Genomic DNA, 13898 nt, shown 5'->3' on the forward strand with positions numbered 1-13898 from the left:
GCCATGATAAGGACACTTTCGCTACTGTTCCTGTTCATCGGCATCGCCTGTCAGTCAGATGAGGTAGGGCCAAACGACCTGTTTTTCAAAACCTGGGAACGGCAATCAGGTACGTACCAGGGACAGGCGTGGCCCAGTAACTACGGTTACGATAAATATCCGCTACTCGTGGAATTTGGTCGTGATGGTACCTTACTGTACGGGACAAATAAAGGTCGGGCTTCATGCTGTGCACCGTACTCGTATCGCTTTACGGCTGACAGCCTCCAGTTTGCCTACGATAATCCCAAGCCAGATCCTATCTGTGCCGTTATCAATTGTATTTCGTCGGAACTGACGGCAGGGGTATCCTGGACAATTGAAACCCTGACCGCTACCGATCTGATCATCAGCACCGCCGATCAGCGTATTGTCTTTAAAGCGCGTTGATTAGCCCAGTATTGCGCGCGAAAGCTGTACAGCCTCGGCCAACCGGTCCAGATCGAGGGCTACAGGTACGTTCAGTGCCTGCAACGTACCTACAATCGCCTCGGTTGGCAGGTTGCCCGTCAGTGTATCAGCCGCCATCGGGCAACCGCCCAGCCCGCCGATAGCCCCGTCGAGACGACGTACCCCGGCCTGCACAGCAGCGGTCACTTTCGCGGCGGTTTCGTCGGGGCGGGCGTGCAGGTGCGCGCCAAACCGCTGAAACGGCAACGCGTCGGTTAGTTCGTTGAATAGCACCTCGATACTAGCCGGAGTAGCGGTTCCGATCGTATCGGAGGGTACAATATGGCGAATACCCAGTTCATCCAGTTGCCGGGCAAAGTCGACCACGAGCGCCGGGCTGTAGGCATCGCCATACGGGTTCCCGAATCCCATCGACAGGTACACCACCAACTCTTTATCGGCCTGTTGGCAGAGCTGTTGCATCGCTGCTACGTCAGTCATCGCTTCGGCAATGGACCGGTTGGTGTTGCGCTGCTGAAACGTTTCGGATACCGACAGCGGGAAGCCAACGTACCGGATCACTTCATACCCCACAGCCTGCTCCGCCCCGCGCCCATTCGCCACGATCGCCAGCAGTTTCGTCGACGTACCTGACAAGTCGAGCCCGGCCAGTACCTCGGCCGTGTCCTGCATCTGCGGCACCGCTTTAGGCGATACAAACGAGCCAAAGTCGAGCGTATCGAAACCTACCTGCAACAGGGCGTTCAGGTAGCGAATCTTATCGGCCGTCGGGATAAACCGCGCCAGCCCCTGCATCGCATCACGAGGGCATTCAACGAGTTGCATAGTCTGTTTTTGTTGTAGAGACGCAAGGGGTTGCCGCACCGGCGGACCGGTCTCTACGATTGCTTATAACTTTTCATGATCCAGCCGCCGCCGATGACGTCGTTGCCTTCGTAGAATACGGCGGCCTGCCCCGGCGCAATGGCCGACACCCCTTCGGCGAAGTGCACGTCGATCAGGTCGGGGGCGGTTTGGGTAATCAGGGCGGGCGTACCGGCGTCTTTGTAGCGCACCTTCGTCACGGTTTCCAGCGGCGCATCGAGACTCGCGTATTTCTGTAAGTTCAGTCGGCTTACCGTCATGCCATCGCGGTACAGCGACGTATCGAGGCCCAGCACCACCTCGTTGGTTTCCTTCCGGATCTCAGTCACGAACACCGGGTGGCCCAGCGCAATGCCCAGCCCTTTCCGCTGCCCGATGGTGTAAAACGGATAGCCCTCGTGTTTACCCACGACTTTCCCTGTCGATTCCATCACGAAATTACCACCCGCCACCTCGGCTTCGAGGGTCGGCACGCGGCGCTTCAGAAAACCCCGGTAATCGTTGTCGGGCACGAAACAGATTTCGTATGATTCCGACTTGGTTACCAGTTCGACAAAGCCGCGCTCGGTAGCCATCTCCCGGATTTCGGTTTTCCGCAGGTTTCCCAGCGGCAGTTTCGTTCGGGCCAGACTTTCCTGCGATACGCCCCACAGCACATACGACTGATCTTTGAGCGTATCGACGCCTTTCGAGATCACGTACCGGCCGTTGGAAGCACCGGGGGCATCATCCTGCCGGATGTGGGCGTAGTGTCCCGTTGCGATAAATTCGCAGTCGAGGCGGTCGGCGCGGCGCAGCAGAGCATCCCACTTGATGTGCGTGTTGCACATGACGCAGGGGTTGGGCGTGCGGCCCTCGATGTATTCGCCAGTGAAATAATCGATAACGGCATCGCCAAATTCGTTGCGGATATCGAGAATGTAATGTGGAAAACCGAGGCTGACGGCAATGTTCCGGGCGTCGTTGATGCTGTCGAGGCTACAACAGCCGGTTTCTTTTTTGGTACCGCCGCTCGAAGCGTAGTCCCAGGTTTTCATGGTCATCCCGATGACCTCATACCCTTCATCGTGCAGCATCACCGCTGCCAGCGACGAGTCAATTCCGCCGCTCATCGCGACCAGAATGCGTCCGTGTTTACTCATGGTATCTAACCGGATTCAAAGTCCGGCGATGATTAACTAAGTTGACAGGGTTTCAGGAACGAGGCAATCCCCCGTCTTCGCGGTCAATCCTGACCGTTTATCCTAAACCAGTAAAACAACCTTTCCTGACTTACGAATAGTTTCGGGTACGTTTGTTCTTTTGCTTCTATGCACATCTATCGTACATCCGCCGGCATCGTTTTAGCCCAAAACGACCAAATCAAGCTTCTGAGCGACACCAACTGGGATACTTACATTAACCGCGACGATCTGTATGCCGCCGCCTCGGCCGATTTCGACAACGCCTCGCCTAAAGACGCCAACTGGCTCAACGAACAGACGATTCTGGCCCCCATTCAGCGGCAGGAAATCTGGGCGTCAGGCGTAACGTACCTGCGGAGCCGCGATGCCCGTATGGATGAGTCAAAAGAAGCGGGGGGCGATACGTTCTATGATAAAGTCTACGTGGCCGAACGGCCCGAGTTGTTTTTCAAAGCCACGGCTCAGCGCACCGTTGGCACCCGCGATGCCCTCCGCATTCGGAAAGACTCGACCTGGGACGTACCTGAACCCGAACTGACGCTCTTTATTACGTCCTCGGGCACGATCGTGGGCTACACCGTCGGCAACGACATGAGTTCACGCAGCATTGAAGGCGAAAACCCGCTCTACCTGCCGCAAGCCAAAAGCTACGACCGTTGCGCCGCCATCGGCCCTTGCCTCTACGTACCTGGTCAGCCCATCTCGCCTGAATCGGAAATCCGGCTCGTCATTGAGCGCGACGGCGAAACGGCGTTCGATCAGCGCATCGCCATCAGTCAGATGAAGCGGAGTCACACCGAACTGGTGTCGTTCCTGTTTCGTGAATGCTCCTTCCCCGACGGCGTTTTCCTGATGACGGGCACCGGCATTGTGCCGCCCAACACGTTCACGCTTCAGTCGGGCGATCAGGTCCATATCACGATTGACGGCATCGGCACACTCGAAAACTGGATTGAGTAAGCCGGTTCGTTCGGCGTTTGCAGGCTCGTTAGGTTCCCATCATAAACGCGTCCTTGGCTCGCTAAACGGCTATTATCAGGACTTGTCCTCCCTTTTGTCGGGCAACCTTTACCTTTCTGCACTTGTTTACCAAGTAGTCATTTATTGGCATTATCTACTAAACCTATGAGGTTTCCGAAACCTCATAGGTTTGACAAACGAACGACCCGTCTCTATGCCAGATTTTGATTACAAGAAGGAGCTTGCCAAGGTGCCCCATGAACCCGGCGTTTATCGATATTTCGACGCGACGGGCGAGGTGATTTACGTGGGCAAGGCCAAAGACCTGAAAAACCGGGTCAGCAGCTACTTCAATAAATCGAACCAGCACGATCGAAAAACGCAGCGTCTGGTGAGCCAGATTCGCAAGATCGAATTCACCATCGTGCATACTGAGTTCGATGCGCTGTTGCTCGAAAATCAGCTCATCAAACGGTATCAGCCGCGCTATAACATCCTGCTGCGCGACGACAAAACGTACCCGTTTGTGCTGGTTACGAATGAGCATTTTCCGCGCGTCGTCACCACGCGGCGCATCGAGCGCGGGCAAGGGACACACTACGGCCCTTATGCGCAGTTGAAGCCCATGTATGCCGTGCTGGAGATGTTTAGCCAACTCTTCACGCTACGTACCTGCAACTACAACCTGTCGCCTGAAAACATTGAAGCGGGCAAATACAAGGTTTGTCTGGAATACCACATTGGCAACTGCAAAGGTCCCTGCGAAGGAAAACAGGCCGAAGCCGATTACGACGCCGACATCGAGCAGATTCACGCCATTCTGAAAGGACAACTCAAACCCGCGCAGGAATATTTTCGGAACCGGATGGTCGAGTCGGCCAACAGCCTGGCGTTTGAGCAGGCGCAGCAATACAAAGACAAGCTCGATGTTTTACAGCGTTTTCAGAGCAAATCGACGGTCGTCAACCCGAAAATTGCCGACGCCGACGTGTTCACGATTGCGTCCGATGAAACGGCGGCCTACGTCAATTTCATGAAGGTGGTCAACGGCACCATCATCCAGACGCACACGGTTGAGATCAAGAAAAAACTCGACGAAACCGATGCTGATCTGTTGACGATGATGATTGTGGAATTCCGTGACCAATACGGCAGTCAGGCGAAGGAGATCATTACGAACATTCCGCTCGAAACCGACCTGAAAGCCGAGGTGACCGTACCGCAAATTGGCGATAAACGGAAGCTGATGGATATGTCGCTGAAAAATGTGCTTTACTTCCGGCGCGAGCGGCAGGAGCGACAAGCCGCCGAAGCCTCGGCCAATGCCAGTAAAAAAGATCGGGTGCTGATTCGACTCAAGCAGGATTTGCAACTTAAAAACCTGCCCCGCCGCATCGAGTGTTTCGATAACTCCAACATCCAGGGCACAAACCCGGTAGCGGCGATGGTGTGTTTTATCGACGGCAAGCCCGCTACCAAAGAGTATCGCCACTTCAGCATCAAAACGGTAATTGGGCCAAACGATTTTGCCAGCATGCACGAAGTGGTCACCCGCCGCTACAGCCGCTTGCTCGAAGAGAATTCCCCCCTACCCGACCTAATTGTTATTGACGGTGGGAAAGGGCAACTCAGTGCCGCTTGCGATGCGTTGAAGAAACTGGATCTATACGGAAAGATCCCGATTATCAGCATTGCCAAGCGGCTCGAAGAAATCTACTTTCCTGAGGATTCGCTCCCGCTGTACATCGATAAGAAATCGGAATCGCTCAAGCTCATTCAGCAGTGCCGCGATGAAGCCCACCGGTTTGGCATTACGCATCACCGCGACAAACGCAGCAAAAACAGCCTGATCAGCGAGCTGGAAGGGATCGAAGGTATTGGCAAAGTCACGGCCACCAAACTGCTCTCTTACTTCAAAGGCGTAAAGAAGATTCGCGAAGCCGACACAGACGCCATTGCACAGGTGATTGGCGCCGACAAAGCGCTGAAAGTAAAACAATACTTCGAAGCCCAGGAAGCGTAGAAAGTAGTTCAACGTAAAAAGTCCAAGGTCCAACCTTTACTGATGCATCTTACTCATGCGCCAGTCAAGGTTGGACCTTGGACTTTTTACGTTGAACTCGTCTTAGTATTCCCAGAGGCCGTGTTCGATCTCCATCAGCTCATACTCGCTTTGGTATGACTTCATGAGACCTTCCTTGTCGCCGTAGATACCTACCAGATCTTTGTCTTCCGGATTAGCCACTTTTGTGATTCGGCCGTAGAACAGGCGAAGATCAAAGGCATCGGCCAGATTCTTGTGCTGAGCCTGGTTTTGCGGGTTATACCACACGAATTTCTTCGGATCCGAGCGGAACAGCTTATCCAGATCTTTGTATTTGAACGTGGCTACAGGCACCTCAAAACCGGCAGCGTTTTTATCCGCAGGCAACAGCATCGTTACCGTCTGAATATCATAGTACAGCCGTGACCGCTTTTTGTCGAAGATCCAGTCTTCTTTCACTTCGAGCACGTTGAACTCTTTGGCAAAACGTTCGTCGCCTGAGAAGGTCGGTGCCGTCGAGCTGACCGGTGCCGCCGTTGTTACGGCTTCGGGCTTAGCAACAGCAACAGGCTGCGTGGCCTTCTTGCCTTTCTTGCTGCTAGCCTTGGCGGTTTTCTTCACGGGAGCGCCCCAACCATCGTCGGCAGCGGCTTTCTTAGGAGCAGGTGCACCCCAGCCATCGTCGGCCGGTTTGGTTTTAGCCGTTGCCTTGGGATCTTCCTTCTTCGGATTGCCCCAGCCATCGTCTTTTCCACCAGCCGCCTGCTGACCAAAACCTGCGTCGATCTCTTCTTTTGACAGACCGCCATCTGTGTTCGGCACCAGAATCGCCTCGTGGAATTTCGACGGGTCGATTTTCCGGGTACACGAATCGTTCGCGTAGGCATCGAGCAAGCCAGCTTTCACCGCATCAATGAGGTACTTAGTGATCTCATTATTCTTCGAAAACATGCTTGCATTCTGCGTTTCTTTCAGATCAATCCGACGCCAGAGCGTCTTCTTCATCATGATATCGTTCTCGTTGATCGGACGCACCGACATCGAGTTGTATTTGCTGTTGTCGCGCTCCTGGGCTATGGCTGCACTGCCCGCCAAGGTCAGCACTGCCGTTGCTGACAGCGCTATCGTCCGTATCATCGTAGCCTGCTTCATCGCTGGATATAAGGTCATTAACTGTCTAAGCTAAAAACGGGCCAAAGCCCGCTTTAGTACATTAATAGAGCGCAATTACTTGCAATACGTTCCCCATGGGTACGTCGCTGACATCACCCCGGAAATTCTGCCGTTGAACGCCTTCAATTTGAACTGTCAACCGATCGCCAGGCTCCATTTCAGCCGCCATAGCGCCTAATGAGCCACCGCCAGGTCCTAAATTGATAGGTCCAGCAATTCGACGTGTGCCACGTGCCAAGTTTACGGTAATACCTGTTACTCGGAAACGAGCGTCGTTGGGCGCAGCAGCCAAAAAGCTTGGGTCAGGAACGGCACGTACCTGTAGACTACGTGCTGACGCAACAGGCACACCACGCGGGTCGGTAGCCGCACGACCACCCACCAGATACTCGATGGTTGGGCGAGGAACACGTTGTACCCGGAAATCTTCTGAGCCCAACACGCTTCCCTGGTTTGATATTGTCAGCCGAACCGAAGCAGAGTTTGGTACAACCGTCACTTTACCCCGATCACCAGAAGGGATAACCTGTGCGCCAGCACCTGTAATGCTAGGATTCCACAGAGCGCCCAACTGCGGGCTCTGAATGCTCAGTTTGTTTTCGCAACCCAGATACATCGGTGGCAACGTACCTGTCTCGATGTTATACGTCGGTTTGGCTACGAAGTATTCGGCCTGCATCGGTACCGTTTTTACCGTACCATCGGGCGCGTTGTATGAGATCGAACCCGACAGTACACGGCGAGCCAATCCATTTTTGTCATAAGCGCCACCGCCCTGTGCCGTGAACTCGATGATGCCGCGGCCATTGTCCATCCGAACGGGGCCACCGCTCAAACTCATGCGCGGCTGAATGCCCGACGACGAGGCTGCCAGGAACATCTCACCCTTGAACTTCGTACCAGCGACAACCACCTTAGACTCCATACTTAGCATGGCCATGATCTTGTCGAACTTAACGTCCTGCGCACCCACGCGAGCGGCCAGAGCGTCGAGCGTCTCGCCTTCAATCCGGCGCACATCGGCCTGCTTCTGGCTCAGTACGGCCAAGGCGGCAGGTACCGGCGTTTGGGCAAAATTCAGCGTAGCAAAATCCTTAGTGCGTTGCTCCGGCGAACGGGCAGCGATGGGATCATCTTTACCATCGACAGCCATCGGTGCAAACTTGGCGTTGGCTAGCTTCGACAGATTGTTGACGAACGTGTTCAGTGTACCCTGTAATTTATAAGCTTCACCGTTCCGGTTGCTGCCTACCATTACCTGCGCTACTTTTTCTTCTTCGCTCAGGTTCTTGATATTGCCCTGCTCATCAGTGCCACCGCTCGCCTCAACGATTTGTGCCTTCAGGCGGTCCAGTTCGGCAACCATGTCTGACGACATCTTACGTACCTGATCGGCCTGCTGCAACACTGCCGCGTCGGCCGGGCGATTTCCTGTTTTACTAACCTGTGAGCGAATTTTGTCCAACGTCTCCTGGTTAACCCGGTTCGTTGATCCAGTGGATTGTTCCAGTGAGTTGTTAAGCAGGACGAATTTTTCCAGAATGGCCGACGTCACCTGCAAAGCAAGTAGCGCGGTCAAGACCAGATACATCATCCCGATCATCTTCTGACGGGGTGTCTCTTTAGCACCTGCCATTATTGGGGTAGATTAATATTGTGTGTAGAGAAAAGGTTTGCCAGTCAAGGTCTGACGTTTGCTGTTGCGCGGCTACCCATGCACCTTGCGGGCAGGACAGCGCGGCCACACCAAACGTCAAACTCGAAACACCAAACTGATTTTAATTGCCGCCACGCATAGCAGTCAGCATGCTGCCGTATACGTTGTTGAGCGAAGCCAGATTGCCCGTCAGTTTCGACAGCTCATTTTTGAACTGCTGCGTGTCTTTGCTGGCATCGGCCATGTTTTGCATCGCGCTCGTCAGGTTACCGTAGAAAGCATTCATGGCTTTCAGGTGTTTGTTGGTATCCTGTAGTTCCAGTTCATAGACGGCGTTCAGCGCGCCCATGTTCTTGGTTACTTTCTGGAACTGATCGCGGTAATCTTTGGCGTCGGTAGTTGCATCGGCCATCGAATTCATGGCGGTGATAGCGGTACCGTACGATTTGTTCATTTCAGAGATCGCTCCTGAAGCCGACTTCACGTTGCGGGCGTAGTCATTGGTTGCTACGGTCGCATCCGTCAGGTCAGTCAGTTTCGACACCGTGCTGTTCAGGTTCTGGAAACCAGAGCCCAGTTTCTCGAACACATCGGGCGTAATTTTCGCCTGTGCCAGCATCTGATCCATGTTGGCGGTCAGGCCATTGGCTTGTGGGGTAGCAACCGCCTTGCGCGTTTCTCCTTTGTAGTCAGGGGCTAATTCGGGGTACACACGCTCCCATTCGTAGTCCGATGCAGCCGTGGCAGGCATCGTAAAACTCTGAACGGCATACAGGGCAAAGATGACAACCTCGGTCAGCAGACCGGCTGTCAGCATCCAGCCAAATTGTTCGTTGTGGGTGATTTTCGCCCAGGCTCCCATGATAACAACGGCGGCCCCAGCGCTATAGATAGTAGGAACGAGACGATCCCAGAAGAAATTTACTTTACCTGCTGCCATGAGTCAGTTTTACTGTAGAAAATTATAAGAAGTGGATTAGAAAGGATTAAGCCTTTTTGCTGTTACGCATGCCTTTGCTGCTATTGCTGCTGCTTTTCGATGACTTCGATTTCGATGAAGCCGAAGCCCGGCCACCACGAGCTGCCGCCGTGCGACCTTCAAGGTTATCCATCACGCAACGGAAGCCAATGTACGAGCGCCGCGCGTTTTCGTCTTCATAAGCACGCGTACCTGATTCGAGGTAATACGCAATGTCTTTCCACGAACCGCCACGGATGACCTTGCGGGGTTCGTCGGCATTCTGGTTATCGGGGTTCATATCCCAAACGATGGCGTTTGAGTTGTCGGCGTAGGCGTCGCGGCACCACTCCGATACGTTACCAGCCATGTTATACAAACCATATTCGTTGGCATTGTACGAGTTGGCCGGGGCGGTGTAGGGATAGCCGTCGGCATCGAAGTTACCACGCTGCGGCTTGAAGTTGGCCAGGTAGCAACCTTTGCCATTGGCCACGTATGGGTTACCCCACGGGTATTTGGCGCCTTGCTTGCCACCACGAGCGGCCCACTCCCATTCAGCTTCCGACGGTAGCCGGAACCGGGGCGAGTTAACCATGCCTTCTTTCGTGCGGTAGTCGTTGTACAAGTTGGTACGCCACTGACAGAAGTGCTGCGCTGCTTTCCAGCTAACACCCACAACCGGGTACGTATCAAATGCCGGGTGCCCGTAGTAGTATTCCAGCATGGGGTCACCGTTGTGGTAGGTAAAGTCATTTTTCCAGACAGTGGTATCCGGGTAAAAACGCGCCATGATTTCTTCTTCACCCAGTGTCGCCACTGAGTCGGCCAACAGGGCGTTGACATACTGACGATACTCGTGGTTGGTCACCTCGGTATCATCCATGTAAAACGAGCTGATTGTTACGCGGCGGTTCATGTTGATCTGCGTAGCCGCTACATCTTCATCAGCCTGACCCATGATGAAGGAGCCTGAAGGCACCAGCACCATGCCGTATGGGGTTGTCTGCCGATAACCAGGGCGCGATTTAGCAACGACTTCGCCGTTCGCTACCCCAACATCACTACCTTTCCCACCTCCCATTTTTGATTTTAAAAAGCCACAGCTCTGTAAAATCAACACTGTTGCCACAACCAACGCACCCCGGAGTGTTAGTGCAGGCATTCGGTTCGATTCCATATTTGTATAAAGCATAAAACTTGTGCAAGACTCAGCGATAGAACGAAAATCCGTTCTGTTATTGTATACCCTCCTTTTTTTCCGAAAAAAGCTTATTTGAGGCTTCAAAAGCAGCGAATTAAACGAGAGAAGGTCAAAATTAAGGGGATGGATGCAAAGTGCCTAACAAGAATAAAGCCAATTTGTCTATCCAGATGTAGCGTGAAGCGATTTTTTGGTACGTCATGGACTCAATACCGGAAGCGCGGCGTCCGGATAATGGGCTTCTTGTTGGTGCTTGGCGCAGGGAGCGCATAACTCAGCATCAGCTCGTAAGAAGCCGGATTCTTCGCCTGCGTACCAAACGCCACCGCATCATAGGCCAGCCCAAACCGCAGAGCATTATTAGCCAGCATATTCAGGCCAGCCATGACCGTGATCGACTCCTGCGCCCGGTAGCTCACCCCTGCAAAATACCGGCCGTTATAAGTGGCCAATAGGTTAGCGTCGAGCGACGAGCCCTGTGTACCAGGTTCGGTGCTGTACTTATACAGGATTGATGGTTGCAGGTCAATTTCGTAAGTCAGCCCCAGTCGGTAGCCTGCCGACAGATAAGCGGTGCGTGACAGGGGGTTGATTGCCCGGTCGGAGCCCAACCTATAGGCCGGTGCATTGATGTGAAACAAACTTGCCCCGATCCAGTAATCGACAGTATTGTAATACAAACCGGCGCTGATATCAGGCTGCATTTGCGAATAAATGCCCGACGGCACCAGTGGATCATTCGGGTCGTTGACGATAACGCCCGTGTAATCGATTCGTTTGTTGAACAGCCCCGCCTGTACGCCTACTGCCAACGTACCTGACTTCAGCGGCAGGCGATAGGCGTAGGCCAACTGAAACGACTGATTACTGATCGGGCCCAACTGATCGTTAAATGCATAAATGCCCACACCGCTGTTGAAACGGGTCAGGGGTAGGCTCGCTGTCAGCAACTGCGTGGTAGGCGACCCACCGGCGCCCGACGACGTCTGGTAACCGGCCCACTGTGTACGATGAATAAACTGAATGCGGGTCACATCTTCTGACCCAACCGCTGCCGGATTTACGACCGTAGGTGTAAACGGAAATAAGCTAAACTGCGGGTCTTGCTGACCATAGGCCGAAGCGGCCAGTAAACACCCACCAATAAGCACGTAGAGTTTGCGAAGCATAGAGCAAGGGATCCAAACCGATAGCGTTTTGACCAAGTAATTCATTAACGCCCGTAAACACAAAATATTGGTCAAGAAAAAGGCCGAAACCGGTAGTTCATTTGGGCTAACTACTGGTTCCGGCCTCTTAACAACCCGGTGTTGTTACGGATTGTTGGCTTTTCGAATGTAGAGGTCCAAGGCACCGGTCATCGAGGGTGCATTGGGCAGGGGTGCTTCAATATCGAGCGTCAGGCCAGCTTCCACAATGGCTTTTGCCGTGGTTGGGCCAAACGCCGCCAGACGGGTACCATTCTGCTGATAATCAGGAAAGTTACTTTTCAGCGACGCTACCCCCGACGGACTGAAGAACGCAATCAGATCATACTGATTGATGTTCAAGTCCGATAGGTCCGTTGCCACGGTTTCATACATCACGGCTTCCGTGAGGTGCAGCCCGCTCGTGTCCATGAAATCAGGAATATCGTTGCTACGGATATTCGAGCAGGGGAACAGGAACTTCTCGGTCTTGTGCTTGCGAATCAGGTCGAAAAGTTCTTTAGCGGTTTTCGTGCCTGAAAAGATTTTCCGTTTCCGAATGACGATGTATTTCTGGAGGTAATTGGCCGTCTGCTCCGAGATACAGAAGTACTTCATATCGGCAGGCACCTCGATACGGCCCTCCTGGCAGATACGAAAGAAATGATCGATGGCATTACGGCTGGTAAAGATGATCGCCGTATGGTCGAGAATGTTGACCTTGTTCCGACGAAAATCTTTGAAGGATACGCCCTGAATCTGAATAAACGGGCGAAAGTCGATCGTAATGTTATACTTGGAGGCTAATTCGAAATAAGGCGATTTGTCGTCGGCGGGCTTAGATTGGGTTACTAATACTTGGCTGACTTTGGTCTGGCGCTCTTCTGTGGTCTGAGTGCTGGTTTGGCTCATTAGAATCTACCTCATTAAAATCGTTCCGGTGCAAACAGGGTGTGGAACCTGACTTCCGGGGAAGTAAAACCCATCAGACGGCAAACCGGATGCCGATGACGAGCGGTATCAATTCCACGATGCAAAGGTACGAAAATAAATAGAGATTCTTGACCGGCATCTGACGTACAAGCGTCAGGTAAAGCCAGCCTAAACGCCCTAAGTAGTAAACGATGAAAGGTAGCACCACCAGGCTCGGCGATGGCTCGAAGTTGCTGATGTATGGACTGATGGCCGCCGTCAGCAGCAGCAGTGTCGTAGTGAAGACCAACGATGCCTCGACAACCCGAAAATAATGCAGGCTGACGATGCTATCGAACTTATACAGACTGCCAACGGTGGCAATCAGGGCATACTTGCCCAGCATCAGCCCAAAAATGACCGCAGTTACGGCCAGATAGCTGATCAGCAACTGACCAAACGTTTGCCCCTGGGGTAGAAAAGCCCCGGCTCCAAACAGGCTGATATGCTGGCTCTGCACGTACAGAAACAGGAAGGCAAGCCCCAGACTCAGGTTCAGCGTAAACGCCATCGACGCTCCACTCAATGGCCTGCTAATCAGGGACGATTCGTCGGGGGGATCTAGCCTAATTAGGTTCAGTGGGCTGTAATACGTCAGGAAACCGCGCCGGAAAAAGGTGTAGAGAAACGCGTGGCTGGCCAGCAGAAACAACAGGCCAACACTGAAGAAATTAATGAAACCTGATAACGGGCGGGGACGAACACTCAACAGGTCGTCGTTGAGGCGAATGGTCTGCTGCGACATGGCTCGTGCGTGGCCTGTCAGCAACTGCCAGTTGTTAACCACAGCCGGACCATAAAGCGTGATAAACACCTGCGGTTTTCGGTAGAGCCGGTGCAGGCTGTCGATGTCGAGCACCAGCCATTGTCCCGCCGGGCACTTCCGGCGCAGGGCCGCATCGACAAACAGAAAACCGTCTTTTTTGCTTTGGATCAGCAGTTTATAGCGTCGATTACTTTCCAGATCGACGAACGCGCTGACAGCCTGTTCGTCGGCGTGTTGCTCAACGATAAACGGCACATAGGTTTTGAACGCTTCATCATACACGACGAAGTCATTCTGAAAATCATGGACCGGAAAGAAGCCGTTGTTAGGCCCGATCCCCTCCTGCCGACCCTGCGCCAGCAGTGAATGCGTGGATGCGTGAATGAGTGAAAGAACGAGTAAGGCAACGATAAGGCGAACGTACCTGCCTGCTAACAGGCCATGCATTTCCCTTATGACCATTTGCCGAATTCGCTCTT

The 13898-nt window shown here is 53.3% G+C and carries 12 protein-coding genes; 3 read left to right on the forward strand and 9 right to left on the reverse strand.

Annotated features, from left to right (window positions below):
* Positions 1-3 precede the first annotated feature (3 nt).
* The gene (locus tag ACAW74_RS23275) at positions 4-429 is read left to right on the forward strand and encodes a hypothetical protein (RefSeq protein ID WP_370700647.1); all 426 of its coding nucleotides are present in this window, start codon (positions 4-6) and stop codon (positions 427-429) included.
* Here the strand turns inward: ACAW74_RS23275 and ACAW74_RS23280 are convergent, their stop codons facing one another.
* Positions 430-1275 carry a hydroxymethylglutaryl-CoA lyase gene (locus ACAW74_RS23280; protein WP_370700648.1) on the reverse strand — a complete coding sequence of 282 codons (846 nt, stop codon included), beginning with the start codon at positions 1273-1275 and terminating at the stop codon, positions 430-432.
* Between the two features lie 53 nt (positions 1276-1328).
* Positions 1329-2456 (reverse strand): tRNA 2-thiouridine(34) synthase MnmA, encoded by a 1128-nt coding sequence (gene mnmA, locus ACAW74_RS23285; protein WP_370700650.1) that lies wholly within the window; start codon positions 2454-2456, stop codon positions 1329-1331.
* 168 nt (positions 2457-2624) lie between these two features.
* Here mnmA and ACAW74_RS23290 point away from each other — a divergent pair, with 168 nt between their 5' ends.
* Together ACAW74_RS23290 and uvrC are read left to right on the forward strand one after the other, a co-directional pair.
* Complete coding sequence (locus tag ACAW74_RS23290) at positions 2625-3458, forward strand: fumarylacetoacetate hydrolase family protein (protein ID WP_370700651.1); 834 nt, start codon at positions 2625-2627, stop codon at positions 3456-3458.
* A 214-nt stretch (positions 3459-3672) separates the two neighbouring features.
* On the forward strand, positions 3673-5481 hold the full coding sequence (uvrC, locus tag ACAW74_RS23295; protein ID WP_370700652.1) for an excinuclease ABC subunit UvrC: 1809 nt from the start codon (positions 3673-3675) through the stop codon (positions 5479-5481).
* A gap of 102 nt (positions 5482-5583) precedes the next feature.
* Here the strand turns inward: uvrC and porN are convergent, their stop codons facing one another.
* The 7 genes from porN to ACAW74_RS23330 form a co-directional block, all read right to left on the reverse strand.
* On the reverse strand, positions 5584-6672 hold the full coding sequence (gene porN, locus ACAW74_RS23300) for a type IX secretion system ring subunit PorN/GldN (protein ID WP_370700653.1): 1089 nt from the start codon (positions 6670-6672) through the stop codon (positions 5584-5586).
* Positions 6673-6715: 43 nt separating this feature from the next.
* Complete coding sequence (gene porM, locus ACAW74_RS23305; protein WP_370700654.1) at positions 6716-8311, reverse strand: type IX secretion system motor protein PorM/GldM; 1596 nt, start codon at positions 8309-8311, stop codon at positions 6716-6718.
* Between the two features lie 142 nt (positions 8312-8453).
* Positions 8454-9272, reverse strand: a complete 819-nt coding sequence (porL, locus tag ACAW74_RS23310) for a type IX secretion system motor protein PorL/GldL (RefSeq protein WP_370700655.1) — start codon at positions 9270-9272, stop codon at positions 8454-8456.
* Between the two features lie 46 nt (positions 9273-9318).
* Positions 9319-10455, reverse strand: a complete 1137-nt coding sequence (porK, locus tag ACAW74_RS23315) for a T9SS ring complex lipoprotein PorK/GldK (protein ID WP_370700656.1) — start codon at positions 10453-10455, stop codon at positions 9319-9321.
* Between the two features lie 245 nt (positions 10456-10700).
* Positions 10701-11663 carry a PorP/SprF family type IX secretion system membrane protein gene (locus tag ACAW74_RS23320; protein WP_370700657.1) on the reverse strand — a complete coding sequence of 321 codons (963 nt, stop codon included), beginning with the start codon at positions 11661-11663 and terminating at the stop codon, positions 10701-10703.
* Between the two features lie 144 nt (positions 11664-11807).
* Positions 11808-12593 carry a uroporphyrinogen-III synthase gene (locus ACAW74_RS23325; protein WP_370700658.1) on the reverse strand — a complete coding sequence of 262 codons (786 nt, stop codon included), beginning with the start codon at positions 12591-12593 and terminating at the stop codon, positions 11808-11810.
* Between the two features lie 73 nt (positions 12594-12666).
* Complete coding sequence (locus ACAW74_RS23330; protein ID WP_370700659.1) at positions 12667-13866, reverse strand: DUF4271 domain-containing protein; 1200 nt, start codon at positions 13864-13866, stop codon at positions 12667-12669.
* Positions 13867-13898: the final 32 nt, after the last annotated feature.

This window comes from Fibrella musci (assembly GCF_041321105.1).
Classification (GTDB): Bacteria; Bacteroidota; Bacteroidia; order Cytophagales; family Spirosomataceae; genus Fibrella; species Fibrella musci.

Coding starts and splice junctions, on each gene's coding strand:
- porM (WP_370700654.1), bottom strand. CDS start 8,311: ATGGCAGGTGCTAAAGAGACACCCCGTCAGAAGATGATCGGGATGATG.
- porN (WP_370700653.1), bottom strand. CDS start 6,672: ATGACCTTATATCCAGCGATGAAGCAGGCTACGATGATACGGACGATA.
- uvrC (WP_370700652.1), top strand. CDS start 3,673: ATGCCAGATTTTGATTACAAGAAGGAGCTTGCCAAGGTGCCCCATGAA.
- porK (WP_370700656.1), bottom strand. CDS start 10,455: ATGCCTGCACTAACACTCCGGGGTGCGTTGGTTGTGGCAACAGTGTTG.
- porL (WP_370700655.1), bottom strand. CDS start 9,272: ATGGCAGCAGGTAAAGTAAATTTCTTCTGGGATCGTCTCGTTCCTACT.
- mnmA (WP_370700650.1), bottom strand. CDS start 2,456: ATGAGTAAACACGGACGCATTCTGGTCGCGATGAGCGGCGGAATTGAC.
- ACAW74_RS23325 (WP_370700658.1), bottom strand. CDS start 12,593: ATGAGCCAAACCAGCACTCAGACCACAGAAGAGCGCCAGACCAAAGTC.
- ACAW74_RS23280 (WP_370700648.1), bottom strand. CDS start 1,275: ATGCAACTCGTTGAATGCCCTCGTGATGCGATGCAGGGGCTGGCGCGG.
- ACAW74_RS23275 (WP_370700647.1), top strand. CDS start 4: ATGATAAGGACACTTTCGCTACTGTTCCTGTTCATCGGCATCGCCTGT.
- ACAW74_RS23330 (WP_370700659.1), bottom strand. CDS start 13,866: ATGCATGGCCTGTTAGCAGGCAGGTACGTTCGCCTTATCGTTGCCTTA.
- ACAW74_RS23320 (WP_370700657.1), bottom strand. CDS start 11,663: ATGCTTCGCAAACTCTACGTGCTTATTGGTGGGTGTTTACTGGCCGCT.
- ACAW74_RS23290 (WP_370700651.1), top strand. CDS start 2,625: ATGCACATCTATCGTACATCCGCCGGCATCGTTTTAGCCCAAAACGAC.